Genomic DNA, 16,468 nt, shown 5'->3' on the forward strand with positions numbered 1-16,468 from the left:
GGATATTGGTCACCGATTGGCGACATGGAATCATGAGGTTGAATAAATAAACAGGCGGAATTGATGGCGGGCAGCCACCGGCACAGAGGCCGGTGGCGAAGGAGAGGGTAAAGCGGTTTAGCCGGCGGGAACCCAGCTACCGTCCGGGCGACGACAGGCAACGCTTTGAGTGCCGCCCTGGCCTACGATTTCGGTAACAAAGGAGCGGCAGTACTGGTCGCCACGCTGCTCAAAGGCACCCGGGGTGACCGCGTACTGCTCGTTGCCCTGGGCGTTCTGCCAGGTAACACGCTCACCTTCCGGGGCAAATTCCAGTACCTGTCCGACACACGCCTGGTTGCGCTGATCCATCTTTTTGCCGATGTTGCCACCAATCAGCACACCGGCGATGGCGCCGCCAATGGTGGCTGCGGTATTGCCGCGGCCGTCGCCAATCTGGTGACCGATCACGCCACCGATCAGGCCGCCCAGCACACTGCCGACCTTATCGCTGTTACAGCGGGAGGCGGTAGTAGGCTGCGGAGCCGGTCGCCACTCCGGGCGGTACTCGGGTTCCGGTGCCTGTTGGTTGAACCAGGGCGGCAGTACCACGACACGCACGGGCTCGCGTCCATGGTGGTGGTGATCAACATAGCGATCCCGGGTGCGGCAGGTGCGCTCTTCCACATAGTCGCCATTGCGCTTCCACTTGCGCTCAACCTTGCAGTTGCCGTCCCAGTATTCCTCTTTGCGCTCGTGCTTGTGATGTTTGTTCTTCTTCCAGCCGCGACCTTCGGGCGGATCGGCGTACAGGCTGCTGGAAAGGGTGCCGCAGAGCAGCGCGGCGAGGGCGGTGGTCAAGATTCTCATGCTGAATATCCGCTTCGTTCTTATCAATGGCTATTGGCGCGGATAGTAACAACGGTGATCTGAACAGACAGTGAATGAGTCAGCGTTTCTGGTACCTGATCGGCGGATCTCAGGATTTGGTCCAGGGGTTATCCCGGCAGAAGGTCGCAATATAGAGGTCTTCGACCTTGCTGCGGGCCCAGGGGGTTTTGCGCAGAAACTTGAGGCTGGATTTCACCGAGGGGTCTTTCTTGAAGCAGTTGATATCGACCCGCTCCGCCAGACCATCCCAGCCGTAGTGGGCCTCCAGTTCCTCGACGATATCGGCGAGCTTGATGCCGTGGAGCGGATTGTTGGGTTGTGAATCCTGCATAAGTGACTGCCTGGACAAATTGGCGTTCTGGAAGAGTTCAGCCCGGAATTATGCCCTGTTACCACTGGCGGTATCCACTACCGAGTCCCGCAGGCGGTAGTGAAGTCGCCAGCTGGAGGAATACGGGATTGTTGAGTGTGATCGGCTCGCTAAAGGCGATAAGTGCCATGCCCGCAATTTTGGGATTCTGAGTTGAAGCACCTGCCAACTGACCGGCGCAAATAAAACATCTGTCTAATCTTCAGTTGCCCAGGGATCCCGGAGTTCACCTGGGCAATCAACCAATCAAATCCCCGATTTGGCAGCAAGCAGTTCGGCTCGAGAGTGGGGCTTATTGTGCAAATGGAGAAAGCATGAAAACTGCGAATCTAGGAAAGAAATATGCGCTGAAGGCGCTTGTGTCCGCTGCCAGTATCGCGCTCGGCACCATAGCCCTGGGCAGTGCGGCTCAGGCCGAGGTGTTCGAAATGAAAAAGGGCGAGTTTTCTGGCTCTTTCATCACCTCGTATCTGACCTATAAGCCCGGTGATAGAACGATTACCACCATTGCCAACGGGTTTGCCGCGGGCAAAAAAATGGGGGCGTTTCAGAGTCATACCGTGGCGGATTTTCGCAATGAGAGCTCGGATTGCACTCCGGATGATGGGTTGGATCCAATGCGGGTCGAACGCTTTTTCATTGTCGTGAAATCGGATGTGGTTTTGACCTTCAAAAAGGGGCAGCTTTTTCTGAAGTCGGAATTTCCAATGGAAACTCCGGTTGATACCCCTATCGCTGACATACGTGAATATGCAAGTGGCTGTGCGTTTTTCAATCTTGTACTGGTTGAAGAAAGACCAGAGCTTGCGGATATCGCTGGAGGTTTCGATCTGAAGGTGAAATACAGGGTTGTGGGCGGTACCGGTGCTTTTGCCGGAGCCAAGGGCGAATTGATCAGCACCTCAACAGGCACGACGCTGGAATTCAATGATAACGGTGGCGGTGAAAACTGGTTTGGTGGCGCTAGCGGTACACTTGAGGGCAGCTTCTGTACCGACTGCACTTACCCCTAGACCGCATTACCCTTAGTTGCGATCAGGGCCCAAACAGTCCCGCAAATTACTCTGCACTGATACTGGATAGGAAAAAACTGTCCAGGATCAGCGGCTCCCCGGTGCATCACTTTTCACCAGTGCCCTGTTCTACCGCCTGCATCAACAGGCTCAACGCATCATTAAAGCATCCGTCACCATGCTGGTGGCGGATGCCAGGCGGATGTATGTGCGCTTCACTGCCGCTGGCACTGAACGTTGGCAGGGTTACACCAAACATGGCGGGTGTAGGCGCAGTAGCGTTTTCTTTCCCACGCTGGTAAATCGAAACGCCTTCCTTGTAGGTCTCCAGTACCTTGAGGTCCGCAAGTTGCTCTTGCGGCACAGTCAGCGGGTTGTCCGAGAGCACCACCAGATCCGCCATTTTCCCCACTTCAATCGAGCCCTTCCTGTTCTCTTCAAAGTGCTGCCAGGCAGACCAGAGTGTCATCGCCTTGAGGGCCGTGGCGACGGGCACGCGGTGCTTTGCACCGAGTACGCGCCCGCTGCGGGTGCGGCGGGTGACGGTGGCAGACAGCACGCGCATGGAATCCGGCAGTGCCACCGGTGCATCGTGGTGGGTGCCAAACATCATGTTCTGTTCCAGTATCCAGCCGGTCGGCGAAATATTCTCGGCGCGCTCCGGGCCCAGCACGGAGTCGCGGTGGTAGTCGCCCCAGTAAAAAGTGTGCATGGGAAATAGCGAGGGGAAGATGCCCAGCGCCTTGATCTCGTCCACCTGATCCCGGCGCAGTGTTTGCCCGTGAACCAGCACCGGGCGGTTGTCGACTTTCGGGTATTTGGCTTCGGCGGCCCTGACCGCCTTGATCATCAGGTCGATGGCTGCGTCGCCATTGCAATGAACCAGAATCTGCCAGTTATTCGCGTAGGCTTTTTGCACTGCATCCATTGCCTGTTGCTCGGTAATGGCAGCGTATCCGCGGTAACCCTTGTTCTGACCCGGAGGGGGTATGAAGTAGGGCTTGGTCAGCCAGGCGGTTTTCCCCTGGGGAGAGCCATCAATGGTGAGCTTGGCTCCGCCGACGCGAAAGTGGTTTTTATACGCCCGGGTTGGGCGCATATCCGAGACTTCCAGAATATCCGGGTAGACCACCAGATCGATTTTCAGTGCACCGCTATCGGCCACCCGCTGTAGTGCATCGAGGGACGCTTGTGTGGCCCGGCCCTCCTGTCCGGTGGTGTAGCCATAGGAGGCCAACAATTTTGTACCCTCGATCCCAAAAAGATCATTTGCGTCTTTGTTCAGCGATTTGCCAAATGCCCCGAGGATTTGGAAAAACCCGTATTCCTCGGCAACGCCATTGGGGGTTTTGCCATCGCTCTCCCGCTGGAATACCCCGCCCTTTGGATTTTGGGTTTCTGCAGAGATACCGGCAATTTCCAGGGCCTTGGAATTAGCGACCCCAAGATGCCCGGACTGGTGAATAATCAGTATGGGAATATCGCGAGAAACTTTATCGAGGTCCCGACGGGTAGGGTGGCGCTGTTCGGTGAGCTGGGAATTGTCGTAGCCGAAGCCCACGATCCAGCCGATCTGGTCGATGGCTTTTTTATTGTTTTTCGCCCAGTCATTCAGCAGTGTGATCAGGGATTCAATATCTTTACCGGTGCCATCTGGCGGTGGCAACAGGTTTGCGGTCATGGACTGGAAACCGATCATCCAGGCGTGGCCGTGGGAATCCACAAAACCGGGAATCAGAGCTTTTCCAGCAAGGTCGATTTTTTTTGTATTTTCGCCCGCAGTCTTGAGCACATCCGCGAGTTTGCCCACCGTCAGGATATTGCCGTCTTTGACAGCTACGGCTTCTGCCGATGGTTGCGCGTCATTAATCGTGATAATGGTGCCGTTATGGAAGATGGTGTCTGCAGTTTCTGAGCCGAGTGCAATTTGAGTCATAAGCGAAAAAAACAGAGCGGTTACTAAACGCGATAAATACATCATGGCTTTCCAATTAACGTTTGTTTTTTCCGAGTGCATCGGGAAGTGTTACCGGGCCTATTAGTGGTGTTTTTACCGGTGCCGCGAGGCCAAAAAATACCACGGCACCATTGCCGCCAAAGCGGGTGGAGAGTGCTTCATCCGGGTCTTTCTTGAATCCTTCATCGGGCCTGTCCCAGTTATTGGCAACCCAGACATTGCCGGCGGGGTCGATCGCCACATCGGTGACTATCTGCAAGCCGCCGATATAACCGGAAGGGGGAGAAATTGCCTGCCCGGTTTTGAATCCGGGAGGGCAGGCGTCGGTGCGTACCCCGCACAGCTGGGTAATCGAGCGGCCGGTGGAGTTGGCTATCCACACATTGTCGTTACCGTCGATCGCTACACCCCAGGCGCCGATGGTGCTGTTGTTGCCATCAAAAGTACCCAGCAATGTCCCTTCAGTGCTGAGCAGCGATACGTTACCGCCGGGGAAACGGGTGATGATTTCGTAGAGATCGATCCACTCCTGGGCCGCCTGCTGCTCCTCCGACACACCGCGTTTGTGGCTCTCCGCCTTTGCCTTGAGTTTGGCCTCGATAAACGCCAGCTTTTCCCGGGTAGTGGGTGTGCCCACGGTATTCGCCACCCAGGCATTGCCACGGCTGTCGATGGCGACGGCGCGGGGTGCGAAGCCCACTTTGAAATACTCGGCCCTGTCCGGATCACTGGCGGGGAAACGGGTCACCGTGTCGCCACCACTGTTGGTTACCCAGATGCGATCCTTGTGATCGATGGCGAGGTGAAAGGGTGCTTTGAACTGGAGTTTCCCTTCTTCTGGCTTGCCAGTAAGGGCGCTGCCGAGAATGCGCCCTTTGGCGGCGTCTCCGCCGGGCAGGTGCACGATCTGATGGCGGCCGTTATCCAGCGCCCATACATCGCCGTTGGGAGTAACGATGATGCCCTGCATGGAGCCGAGCTTTCCGCCGAAGTCGTAGCCGCTCTCCGGTGACAGCGGTGCGCCAGTCTTGCGGTCGAATACCGATATATTTTTGCCCGCAAGGCTGGTGGCCCAGACCTTGTCGTCAGCGGAGATGGCAATGCCAAATCCTGGGCCATCGATACCGCCGCCGCGAAAGCCGGTGGTCATGGGGGAAAGCGGTTTGCCATCCGGCGCGAGCTTGGAAAGTCCGCCGCCAAAGCCGGCAAAAATCGTGGATTGTGCGCCGACGAGGAAATTGTCGTCGGCCCACATATTGCCGTCATCGTCGATGGCGATGCCGCCCAGGGAGTTGAGGCCTCCGCCGGAATAAACCAGTGACAGCGTCCAGGCACTGGGTGCGAAATTCAGATAGGGAATAAACGGCGTTTTGCGCCAGCGTTTGCCGGCGGGCACCGGATAGAATGCATCGAGCAGTGCGAACAGCGATTGCGCGTTATGCCACGGATTACGCGCAATGTTCTGGGCGGCCGAGAGGGTATTGTCCGGCGCTTTACCACCGGGCGGCGTGGCAGCGGCAAACAGTTTGTTGCAGTTGCCCGGTGCCTGGGCGCAACCTGAAAGCAGGATGCTGAGGGTGTTGAACCTGGCCAGCGTCGGTGTCTGTGCGCTGTTCAGCGGATTCTGGATTACCGGGCCGAGTTCGCCGGTCTCGAGGTCGACCAGGTTCGGCACATTGCCCGCGGCAATCTTCAGGCCCTGCAGATGACCGGTGAGAATCTGGTCTTTCAGGAATACTGCGGCGGTCCATACAGACGCGACGGTGGTGCGCTCATTGAGCGTCACGGATTTCGGCGGTGACGTGCCGAGAATGGCGAGGAACTGGAGCGCGGTATTTGCCTGCGGACTTTCTGCCGTTTGCGCGATACCGCCGCTGGAGGTCAGGTAGAGGACACCGGCAGCACCGCCGGCTGCGTCAGGGCTCAGGGTGAAGCGGCCTTCGTTGTCAGTCTTGGTCTGGGCGAGTTTGCTGGGGTGCCCCGACCCGGCCCGCCACAGTGTGACTTCTGCCCCTGATATCGGCTTGGTGGCGGCCTGAACCCGCCCCTGGATGGTTTCTGCCAGCACCGACGTTGCAGAGAGCCCCAGCAGGGTGATGGCCAGCATTGGCAAGCAGCGCTTGAGAAGTGCGACAAGAATACCCGGCATTTGATGACTAACTCCCTAATCTCCCATGCCAAGTTATAGCCGGGTTAGGGAGGGCGCGCAGGGAGCCTCTGGGCTATGGCGGAGATTTTTGTCGGAGATTGCCGCTCAGTTTTTGCCGTCGATAGTTTTGCGGATTTTGCCGAACACGTTGCGGATTAATTTTTTCGCGGCGGGCATCTGCTCTTCAATCTCGGCGCGCAACGCCAGCAGCTCGGCATTTTCCGGCTGGATGCTGAGACCGGTATTGGCATCTCGGTGCGCGCGGTCCAGATCGCCTTCGAGCAGATGGGCGCGGGCGCGGCGGGAGTACTCCGCCGCCAGCTGATCGATACCTGCCAGCGCCTGCGGGTTGTCTTGTTCCAGGGCGAGCGCCTCGCGATAGAAGTGCAGGGCATTGGTATCTGCGGGTTTGACCAGGTCGCCCCGCTCGATGGCTTCGGCGCCACGGCTGACATAGTCCTGCACCAGCGATTCGGTAACGCGCTCCAGGCCTTCGTGCGCCTCGTCGTTGTCCTGTTCCAGTAGCAGTACCTGGCGGTAGTAGTAGCGGGCGTTGTCCTGTTCGGGGGCGATGAAGCGGCCCTCTTCGAGTCCGAGCTCCGCCTGCTCCAGCAGTCGATTGATTTCGCGTTCGGTTTCGCTCTCGTAAGTCGCGAAAAAGACCAGTAGCAACGCTGCGATCGCACCGACTGCCGGCAGCAAGAATCGCGGCAGCCGACCGGTGATGCCGGCCTGGCCGGCGGGCATAACAGAAGGACGCGCTGTGGTTGCGGTGGGATCGAGCAAGGGCTCGATGGCGGCGGCCAGTTCCTCGCAGGTTTGAAAACGGTCCTGGGGGCGCTTGGCCAGCATGCGATCCAGCAGTGGCTGCAGATACACGTATTCCTGGGGCAGCGGCGGCAGTGCCTGCTGAATATGGTTGATGGCAGTGCTGGTATGGCTGCTGCCCTTGAACGGGTTGTGCCCCAGCAGCAGCTCCAGCAGGATCACGCCCAGGCCATAGATATCTGTGGTGATATCCAGCGGTTGTCCCTGGGCCTGCTCGGGGCTGCTGTAAGAGGGGCTGCCCAGGCTGTGTCCTACCAGGGTCAGGTCCGAGTCGTTCTCCACATCCTTGGCAATGCCGAAATCGGTGAGCACCGCAGTGCCGTCCTTGCGAAACAGGATATTCGCCGGCTTCACATCCCGGTGGATGATACCCTTGGCGTGTACCACACCGAGGCCCGTGGCGATTTGCCGGATCAGCCGCAGGATTGCTCCGGGTTCGCAGAAACGCTCCCGGTTCTCGCTCAGGTCACCGCCCTCGAGAAACTCCATGGCGATGTAGTGATCGCCATTGGCTAGTGTCGAAATATCGTGGATGGTGATGATGTGGGGATTGCTGAGGCTGGCAATAAAGTGCGCTTCGTTGATAAAGCGCTCATTGAGCTGCGCTTGGTTCCCGTTGCGCAGTACCTTGATGGCAACCTTGCGGTTCAGCGATTCCTGGGTGGCCAGGTAGACCGAGGCCATACCACCCTGGCCAATTGGGCCGTGCACTTGGTAGCCGGGGATGTGAAGTTCGGGGTGCGTCATAACAGCCAGATTTGCCAGCGCTGATGGATCAATGGAGGGGCGCAAGGATACCGCCGCGATTAGGCGAAATAAACCGAGCACGCCACAGAGTGCTGAGCGCATCACGTCAGGGGGCTTTGGCGTCTGTTGCCAGCGGTGAAAATACCGTCGTTAGAAATTGTCCGGGTTGCGGATGATCTGCCTGGCCCGTGCCGAAAGAGCGTCCAGCTCATCACTGTCCATTTTGTCCAGCAGACTGAGCATCATCGCCATCCGCGGGTTGCCCTCGAAATGTGTGCGCTTTTCAGCCAGGAAGTGCCAATAGAGGCTGTTAAAAGGGCAGGCGTCCTCTCCGGTTTTTTCCTTCACCTTGTAGCGGCATTCCGCGCAGTAATTGCTCATCTTATTGATATAGCTGCCGCTGGAGATATACGGCTTGGTGGCGACCAGGCCGCCATCGGCGAACTGGCTCATGCCCCGTGTGTTGGTGATTTCCACCCACTGGATTGCATCGATATAGATCCCAAGGTACCAATCGTCCACCTGGTCCGGGTGCACCTGGGTCAGCAGTGCGAAATTGCCGGTGATCATCAAGCGCTGGATGTGATGGGCGTAGGCGTGATCGAGGCTGTTTTTGATGGCGTGGTGCAGGCAGTTCATCTGCGTGTCTGCGTTCCAGTAAAACGCCGGCAGATCATTGTGATTCTGCAGCCGGTTACAGCGCCCGTAGCCGGGCATCTCCCGCCAGTAGACGCCGCGCATGTATTCCCGCCAACCGAGGATCTGCCGCACAAACCCCTCGACTTCATTGAGGGAAATGGTGTTCTTGTTTTGCTGCCAGTATTCGATGACCGCATCGATCACTTCCCGGGGGTGCAGCAACTTGCTGTTCATGGCAAAACTGAGGCGGCTGTGAAACAGGTATACCTGTTCGGGGTCCATCGCATCCTGGTAGTCGCCGAAGTGGATCAGAAGATGCTCGCAGAAATAGCGCAGCACCTTCAGGCCGCCTTCGCGGGTGGTGGGCCAGTTGAAATGTTCCGGATCGATATTGCCGAAGGTTTTTACACCCGCCTGTTCAATGCGCTGGAGCGTTTCGCGCACATCTTTAAGGAAGCCTTTTTCATGGGGTATTGCCGGCTTGCCCTTCCATTTCTTGCGGTTACTTTCATCGAAGTTCCATTTGCCACCGGCAGGCTTGCCATCCTCCATCAACAGATTGTGCTTGCGGCGCATGTGCCGGTAAAAGCTTTCCATCAGCAGGGATTTTTTATCCGCAAAAAACGCTTCCAGCTCGCTTCTGGAAGTAAGGAAGTGTTCGCTGTCGAAAGCTTCGCTGGGAATACTGAGGTCGTCACTCAGCTGTTGGAGTTGCTGGTCCAGGCGGTATTCATCGGCCAGCTGGTATTCGAACTTCTCAATCCCGTGTGTCTGGATCAGGTTGGCGATATTGGTGCCGAGCTTCTGGGTGTTGTCCGGGTGATCCAGGGGATAGTAAATCACGCGTTTACCGCGGTCTTGCAGCCACTGGGCGAACGCGGACATCGCCTCGAAAAATGCCACCACCTTCTGGATGTGATGCTTTACGTAGTCGGTTTCTTGGCGCATTTCGGCGATGAAGTAGAGGGTGTCTTCATCGTCATTGTGGTACCAGGAGTGCTTGTGATTGAGCTGGTCGCCCAGGATCAGGCGCAGAGTTTTCAATGGGCTTTCTCTTTTCGGGTTACCGCCAGCGGTTGCGAAAACTCCTATCCGGGTCGTAGCGCTCGGCCTGCCCCTGGATGTCGAAGCGGCGATCGCGCGGGTCGTTGCCTACACCGCTGTTGTACATCCAGTTGCCGTAGTTGCTGTGGACGTCGTAGTCCAGCAGCAGGCTTTCAAAGTAGGCGGCGCCGATACGCCAATCCTGCTGCCGTTCGCGCGCGAAATAGCTGGCAACATTCTGGCGGCCGCGATTACTCATCCAGCCGGTAGCCGCGATTTCACGCATGTTGGCGTTGACGAAGTCGTACTCGGTTTCACCATTTATCCAGCGCTGGATTTCTTCCGGGTCGCGCTGCCAGGAGTAGTCCTGTTCAAGGATGCCACCGAGATGGAAGATTTGGTCTCCGTGCTTGAGGCTGACGAACTTGAAGAAATCCCGCCACAGCAACTCGAATACCAGCCAGTAGGTGTCCTCGTTGGCTTTTACGTCCTGTTCGAATTCCCGGATCATCCAGTACACCTGCCGCGGCGAAAGACTGCCGTTGGCAAGCCATGGGGAGAGCTTGCTGCTGTAGTCGGTGCCGACAAGGCCGTCGCGGGTGTGTTTGTAGCGTAAGAGGTTTTCGGACTTCCAGAAATAATCCTGAATCCGCTGCTGGGCGGCTGCACCACCGCCATGAAATGGGAAGGCGCTACGCGGATCCGGGGTGAAGGTTTCCAGACCAAGCTGAGCGAGGCTCGGCAGGGTGGTGTGAAAACTTTCATCAGCCCCGATCTGCCAGTTTTCGGCGGGCATGGGCGACGGGCGCGGAACCGGCGGGCGCACCGACCACGCTTGCTCGCACGCCTTGCGGAAGGCGGTAAATACACGAGGCAGATCCTGCGGGGCAAACGGCAGGTCTTGCGGGTGCAACAGCAACTGGCCATAGAATTCGTGCAGATTCACTGCGGCCATTCCCGCGGCAGTCTGCACGGCCTCCTGTACCAGCCGCTCATCGCGGGTCCACTCCCGTTGCAGGTAGAGGTCGCTTATCCCGAGTGTCGCCACTAATGCGGGGATCGCCGACTCCGGGTGTTTCTGGCTGATCAGTAGTGGAACATTGATGACCGCGAGCTGCCGCTGCAGATCGGCGAGAGATTCCAGCAGAAATTGTGCGCGGAATTTTTCCGTGCGCCGAAACCCGTACTGGTCTTTTTCAAACTGGCGCGGGTCCAGGCAGTAGAGTGCGACCACGCTACCGCCGTGCTGCTGCGCATTACCGCAGGCTTCGGCAAGGCCGTGGTGGTCGCTGCTGCGGAGGTCGTTGCGGAACCAGACCAGGTTGTTCTTGTTCATTCGCGCTTGAGGAGTTCCCGCGAAATGATCAGTTTCATGATTTCATTGGTACCGGCGTAGATCCGCTGTACCCGCGCGTCGGCCCAGGCGCGGGCGATGGGGTACTCCCACATGTAGCCGAAACCGCCGTGCAACTGCATGCACTCATCCAGCAGTTTGCACTGGAAATCCGTCGCCAGTAGTTTGGCTTTGGCAGCGGTGGAGACGTCGAGCTTTTCCTCGTAGTGCAATTCCAGGCAGCGGTCGATAAAGACCCGCAGTGCGGTGAGCTCGCTATCCAGTTCGGCGAGTTTGAACTGGGTATTCTGGAAGGCGGAAATGGGCTTGCCGAAGGCCTTGCGGTCTTTGACGTACTCGATGGTCCAGCCGATGGCGGCCTCACAGTTGGCGATGGCATTGACCGCCACACTCAATCGCTCCTGGGGCAACTCCTGCATCAGGTAAATAAAACCCTGGCCCTCTCCGCCGAGCAGATTTTCCACCGGCACTTTCACATCGTCGAAGAACAGCTCGGAAGTGTCCTGGGCTTTCATGCCCACTTTTTCCAGATTGGTGCCTTTCTTGAACCCGGGGCTGTCGGATTCAACCAACAGCAGACTGACACCGGCGGCGCCCGCGGCGGGATCGGTTTTGGCAACCACCACCACCAGGTCTGCATGCTGGCCGTTAGTGATAAAGGTTTTGGAACCGTTCAACACATAGTGATCGCCGTCTTTCACCGCAGTGGTGCGCACCCCCTGCAGATCGGAACCGGCGCCGGGTTCGGTCATGGCAATGGCGGTGACTATGTCGCCGCTGATACAGCCGGGCAGGTATCTCTGCTTCTGCTCTTCGGTACCGTAATTGACGATGTAAGGCACGGCGATATCCGAGTGCAGTCCCCACCCGATACCGGTCAGTCCCTGGCGGGAAATTTCTTCATCGACGATGGCGTTGTAACCGAAGTCCAGTTCCAGCCCGCCATAGGCTTCCGGCACTTGCGGGCACAGAAAACCCATGGCGCCGGCCTTGCGCCAGAGTTCGCGGTCAACCTGGCCGTCTTTTTCCCACTGGTGGTGATAGGGGGCGGCTTCGGTTTCGAGGAATTTTCGCACGCTGTCACGAAACTGTTCGTGTTCGGTACTGAAGACGGTTCTCGGGATCATGTTGGGGCCATTTTATTGCTGTTGTCGTTGTCCATCGCCGCGTTGGTGAATACGGAATGGCTGGTCTGAATAAATTAGCTCATGTGGCGCCGGGCACAATGGCTTTTGACGCCAAGTCTGTGGACGGTTCGCATTAAGAATCCTGATGTGGCGGGTTTTTCTTATTCTGAAACGGCCTAACTTGAGGATTTTGGTGCCGTACACTGTTGAGAGTGATTTCGCCGAAGGCAATCGCGGCGGCAACAGTGCAAGTAAACGTGAGGTACGCAAATGGCTGACAATCTTCTGGAAATGGCGGTACGCCATTTGGGTTCATCGGGTCTGGGCGCACTGGGTAGTGCTCTGGGTTTGCCGGAAGGCAAAAGTGAATCTGCATTCACCACCGGGGCCGCATCGGTACTTGCGGGTATGCTGAACAAGGCCGGCAGCGAGAGCGGTCTCGGCGCTCTGCTGAATATGGCGACCAAGAGCACCAGCATGGACCTGTCGTCGCCGGCGGATATTTTTTCCACACCGGACAAGATGACCAGTCTGCAGGATGTGGGCGGCAGCATGCTGGAATCCCTGTTTGGCGGTAAGCGCGACGGTGTGATCAACGCGGTTGCCGGCGCGCTGGGGCTGAACAGCACCAAGGGCGGCAGCCTGCTGCGCATTGCCGCGCCGGTGATCATGTCGCTGATCGGCAAGCTGGTAAAAAGCAAAGGCCTGAATATGGAGGGCCTGGCAGCGCTGTTGCTGGGGCAGAAGGCGCATGTCAAAGACAAGCTGCCACCGGGGCTGCTGCAGGAGCTGGGGGTGAAAAACCTCGATGAACTGGCGGAGCGCACGGTGGTGGAAACCACGCCGCGTCAGACTGCGCACACCCGGACACCGCCGCCGGTCAAAAAAAGTGGCTGGGGCAAGTGGCTGTGGCCACTGTTGATTGCCCTGGGTGTACTCTGGGCGCTGAACATGTGCGCCAAGAAAGAAAAACTGGATGACGGCACCGGTGGTGTGGTCATGGAACAGGATGAGGTAGTGGTCACCGAGGAGCCGGCAACAACCGATGAACCGGCGGTGGTCGAAGACGATGTGGTGGTGGCCGAGGAGCCGGTCACCAGTGGCGATTTCGGCAAAGACTTCCGCGATTACCTGGCCAATGCCCAGCGCGACCCGAACCGCGAGTTCCCGCTGAATATCGAGTTCCCCACCGACGGCAGCATGCCCAACGCGGCATCACTACCGGACGTACAGGCGCTGATTACCGTGATGCAGGAAAACCCGGGGCTCTCGATCATGATTGAAGGCCACACGGATAGCGACGGCGATGCCGGGGCCAATCAGAAGTTGTCTGAATCCCGTGCGCAGGCGGTGATGAAGATGCTGACCGATGCCGGTATCGATGCCACCCGTATCAAGGCGGTGGGCGTGGGCTCCGCCGACCCGGTGGCGAGCAACGACACCGAAGAGGGCAAGCAGAAGAACCGTCGTATCGTGGTGAAGGTGACCTCCTTCGAGTAGAAATGATCGACAGTGAATGCCTGAAAAAGAAAACCCGCGGTTCGCCGCGGGTTTTCTTTTTGCTGGAGCAATAAATTTAATTGCGGTACTTGTCCCGATAAGCGCCGGGTGCGAGACCGGTCCATTTCTTGAAGGCGCGGTTGAAGGCGCTGGGCTCGGAAAAACCCAGGCGCTCGGCAATTTCGGCCACTGCGGTTTCCTGTTGTTTGAGCTGGTACATGGCCATATCCCGGCGCACGGAATCCTTGATGTCCTGCCAGCTGTTGCCTTCGTCTTTCAGGCGTCGACGCAGTGTCTGTGGCGAGGTGAACAGGCGCTCGGCCACATCGTCCAGGGACAGGTTCTCGATGCTGTTGTGGCTTTGCAGCATGCGGCGGATGCGGCCGGTGAAACTGTTATCGGACTTATATTGGGTCAGCAGGCACTCAGGGGCGCGGGCGAGGAATTCACTCAGCTGCTGGGCGTCGCGCACCAGCGGCATGTTCAGGTAGCGGGTGCTGAATACCAGGCAGCTTTCCTGCTGGTGAAAGTAGTGCCGGCAGGGGAACATATCGCTGTAGTCTTCGTCGTAATCCGGTGGCGGAAAGGCCAGGTGTACCCGTTCCAGCAAAATGGTGCGGTCGATCAGCCAGCTGAAAAAACGCAGCCAGATGACCGCCAGGGATTCGACAAAATTCTGGTTCGGTAACTGTTTCTGGTTGCCGTGATGGAAAATCAGGCGGGCCTCTTCCCCATCTTCCACCAGTTTGATGTGCAGGTCGTCACTGACCATGCTGACAAAGCGCCCGGAGCGCAGCAGGGCCCGCCGCAAATTGGGGCAGGTGATGGTGGCATGGGCCATCATCGCAAAGGTACCGCGCAGCCAGGGGCGCGCCAGGTAACCGCCAGACTCATCCCCCAGCTGATCCCACAACAGGCGCAACAGAAGGGCCAGTTGCTCGCGGCCAATACGGGCGTCGTTGCGGATGGTGGTGGCGGGCTCGATACCGGCGCTCAGCAGCAGCTGGTCGGTGTCGACGCCCGCGGCCTTGGCCCCGGCGAGGTGGGCAAATACCGCGGCCGCCAGAATGCCGGGGTCCTTGTGGCCCGCGTCAGACTGCTCATGGTCGAGGGCTTGGTTTTCTGTCTCCACGGTCACGATTCCCGGCTCCGGTGTCGTTGAGGGGGAGTGCATTGTTATTACGCACCTGAATGGGGGGATTATGCAAAAAGGTGCATAAAAAGTCCCGCTTCCGGGAAATTGGGAAATCAATGTGCTACAAATGGTTTTTCTGTCGTCTGCCAACCGCCAATCTAAAAACTACAGGAAGTGATCATGGACAAAGCCATTACCTGTGCACTCAACCCCACCATCTGCCGCCGTCTGCTGATTACCTATCTGATCGAGCAGTTACCGCGCCCCAACAATCCTGCGCTGGAGGAGGTGACAGGTTGGCCGCGGCGCACGGTGCAGGACGTGATCGCCAAGGGGTTGCCGGGGCACGGCACTCAGGTGGAGTTTGTGCAGCAGGGGGTGCGCAATAACGACGGTTATTACGAACTGAAAGACTGGGGTTCGATCGATGGCAGCTGGGTGCGGGCGCACCTGGAAGAGATTGCTGCCGTACTGGAGCTGGCGCCGGAGCGGATTCCGGCGCCCTAGGCTCTTTGGCGTAGCCGTTACTGCGGGGCGGCGGCCTTCTGCAGTATGTCGTTCACCTTCTGCAGTAGCGCTGGATCATTGCGCAGCTGGGTGGCAATGCCCTGGTATTCTTCTTTGCTCAGGCCCGCGCCCTGCACCGCGGCGACCATTTTGGACTGGGCTTCCACGTTGATGGCTTCGGCAGCTGCGGCATCCGCGGCCGCTTTGATCTTGGGCGCGTATTCCTGGCTCAGGGTGACAATGGAGCGGTAGGCATCGGCAAATTTCTGTAGCTGCGCGTCGCTCACAGCGGTTTCTGCAAAGGCACTGGAAACGGCGAGAGCCAGTGCGAGTGCGGCGGAGTAAATGGCGGTCGGCTTCATGAGCACCTCTCGTTATTGAGATCACGCATCTGTGCGGAGTGCACGCCCAGCGTCGGATGAGGGCTACAGAGCCTTGGCGGTGTTGAGGCGCTGTCTGCTTAGGGTAGTTGGTATTCAGGCCCGTTTGGGCCATTTGCCGCCAGTCTGCACCGGCGGCGGTCGTTTTGTGTGGCAGTGCCAACTCACCGTTTGTGCGGCGTCAAAAAAGTCCGAGGAATTTTTTGCGTTTTTTCAGTGAGGCCTCGCAACTATTGAGTTGTCGCTGGTAGCTCTGGGCCCTGGTTGAAACCTTCTGAGCGACATTTTTTAGCCATTTTTTGTTGCGGTAGGTGCGGCGATTAAAGCCTCCCTGACCCTCGTGGTAGGCGAGGTACAGGCTGTAGGTATCGTTCGGCTTGATCCGGCACTGGCGCTGGCTGGTGTTGTGGTACCAACCGACAAAGTCGATGGCATCGGCGAAATCGTCGCGGTCACCGCCGTAGTTGCCGGTGGAGCGCTGGTAGCCTTTCCAGGTGGGGCCCAGTGCCTGGGCGTAACCGTAGGCATCCGAAGGGCGCGGTCCGGGAATTATCCACAGGATCTTGGTGCGCGGCGGTTTGGCGTCGTGCACAAAGCGGGACTCCTGGTGCAGTGTGGCCATCATAGTGGCGATGGGGGTATTCCACTTGCGTGAGGACTTGGCGGCGTCGTGATACCAGTCGTCTTTCTCGCGAAAGATCTCGCAGATATTGTCGGTATTACTGGGTGGGGTAGTGGCGCAGCCCGCCATCAACAGCATGGGCAGGGCGAGCAACGCCAGTTTCAGTTTCTTATTCTTATGAATCATCAGCTTCCAAATGATTGTTGCTTAGATTGTTACTTAGATT

The 16,468-nt window shown here is 58.0% G+C and carries 14 protein-coding genes; 3 read left to right on the forward strand and 11 right to left on the reverse strand.

Annotated elements, in window-relative coordinates; translation table 11 throughout:
* Positions 1–117: 117 nt before the first annotated feature.
* Positions 118–849 carry a glycine zipper 2TM domain-containing protein gene (locus GRX76_RS05100; protein ID WP_160152322.1) on the reverse strand — a complete coding sequence of 244 codons (732 nt, stop codon included), beginning with the start codon at positions 847–849 and terminating at the stop codon, positions 118–120.
* A gap of 109 nt (positions 850–958) precedes the next feature.
* Positions 959–1,201 carry a VF530 family DNA-binding protein gene (locus tag GRX76_RS05105; RefSeq protein WP_160152323.1) on the reverse strand — a complete coding sequence of 81 codons (243 nt, stop codon included), beginning with the start codon at positions 1,199–1,201 and terminating at the stop codon, positions 959–961.
* Between the two features lie 353 nt (positions 1,202–1,554).
* On the opposite strand from GRX76_RS05105, the gene GRX76_RS05110 reads away from it, so the two are divergent.
* Complete coding sequence (locus GRX76_RS05110) at positions 1,555–2,253, forward strand: hypothetical protein (RefSeq protein WP_160152324.1); 699 nt, start codon at positions 1,555–1,557, stop codon at positions 2,251–2,253.
* A 106-nt stretch (positions 2,254–2,359) separates the two neighbouring features.
* Here GRX76_RS05110 and GRX76_RS05115 read toward each other — a convergent pair whose 3' ends face one another.
* The 6 genes from GRX76_RS05115 to GRX76_RS05140 all read right to left on the reverse strand — a co-directional run bounded on the left by GRX76_RS05115 (position 2,360) and on the right by GRX76_RS05140 (position 12,098).
* Positions 2,360–4,189, reverse strand: a complete 1,830-nt coding sequence (locus tag GRX76_RS05115; RefSeq protein ID WP_201276917.1) for an amidohydrolase — start codon at positions 4,187–4,189, stop codon at positions 2,360–2,362.
* A gap of 55 nt (positions 4,190–4,244) precedes the next feature.
* On the reverse strand, positions 4,245–6,359 hold the full coding sequence (locus tag GRX76_RS05120) for a hypothetical protein (protein WP_160152325.1): 2,115 nt from the start codon (positions 6,357–6,359) through the stop codon (positions 4,245–4,247).
* A 105-nt stretch (positions 6,360–6,464) separates the two neighbouring features.
* A complete protein-coding gene (locus GRX76_RS05125) occupies positions 6,465–7,898 on the reverse strand; it encodes a serine/threonine-protein kinase (protein WP_160152326.1) in 1,434 nt (477 codons plus the stop codon).
* 186 nt (positions 7,899–8,084) lie between these two features.
* Positions 8,085–9,617, reverse strand: coding sequence for a cryptochrome/photolyase family protein (locus tag GRX76_RS05130; protein ID WP_160152327.1), 1,533 nt, complete (start codon positions 9,615–9,617; stop codon positions 8,085–8,087).
* A 19-nt stretch (positions 9,618–9,636) separates the two neighbouring features.
* Entirely contained in the window at positions 9,637–10,953 is a 1,317-nt protein-coding gene (locus tag GRX76_RS05135) for a DASH family cryptochrome (protein WP_160152328.1), read from the reverse strand.
* A complete protein-coding gene (locus GRX76_RS05140) occupies positions 10,950–12,098 on the reverse strand; it encodes an acyl-CoA dehydrogenase family protein (protein ID WP_160152329.1) in 1,149 nt (382 codons plus the stop codon). Before GRX76_RS05140 ends, GRX76_RS05135 begins: the two co-directional genes overlap by 4 nt.
* A gap of 270 nt (positions 12,099–12,368) precedes the next feature.
* On the opposite strand from GRX76_RS05140, the gene GRX76_RS05145 reads away from it, so the two are divergent.
* Positions 12,369–13,598 carry an OmpA family protein gene (locus GRX76_RS05145; RefSeq protein WP_160152330.1) on the forward strand — a complete coding sequence of 410 codons (1,230 nt, stop codon included), beginning with the start codon at positions 12,369–12,371 and terminating at the stop codon, positions 13,596–13,598.
* A 76-nt stretch (positions 13,599–13,674) separates the two neighbouring features.
* On the opposite strand, the gene GRX76_RS05150 is transcribed toward GRX76_RS05145, so the two are convergent.
* On the reverse strand, positions 13,675–14,772 hold the full coding sequence (locus GRX76_RS05150; RefSeq protein WP_160152331.1) for an AraC family transcriptional regulator: 1,098 nt from the start codon (positions 14,770–14,772) through the stop codon (positions 13,675–13,677).
* Positions 14,773–14,913: 141 nt separating this feature from the next.
* Between GRX76_RS05150 and GRX76_RS05155 the strand changes: the two genes are divergently transcribed.
* Positions 14,914–15,240 (forward strand): helix-turn-helix domain-containing protein, encoded by a 327-nt coding sequence (locus GRX76_RS05155; protein ID WP_160152332.1) that lies wholly within the window; start codon positions 14,914–14,916, stop codon positions 15,238–15,240.
* Between the two features lie 17 nt (positions 15,241–15,257).
* Here GRX76_RS05155 and GRX76_RS05160 read toward each other — a convergent pair whose 3' ends face one another.
* Positions 15,258–15,602 (reverse strand): DUF4168 domain-containing protein, encoded by a 345-nt coding sequence (locus GRX76_RS05160; RefSeq protein WP_160152333.1) that lies wholly within the window; start codon positions 15,600–15,602, stop codon positions 15,258–15,260.
* 199 nt (positions 15,603–15,801) lie between these two features.
* Entirely contained in the window at positions 15,802–16,428 is a 627-nt protein-coding gene (locus GRX76_RS05165; protein ID WP_160152334.1) for a hypothetical protein, read from the reverse strand.
* Between the last annotated feature and the right edge of the window lie 40 nt (positions 16,429–16,468).

The sequence above is a fragment of the Microbulbifer sp. ALW1 genome (assembly GCF_009903625.1).
In the GTDB taxonomy this organism is placed as follows: Bacteria; Pseudomonadota; Gammaproteobacteria; order Pseudomonadales; family Cellvibrionaceae; genus Microbulbifer.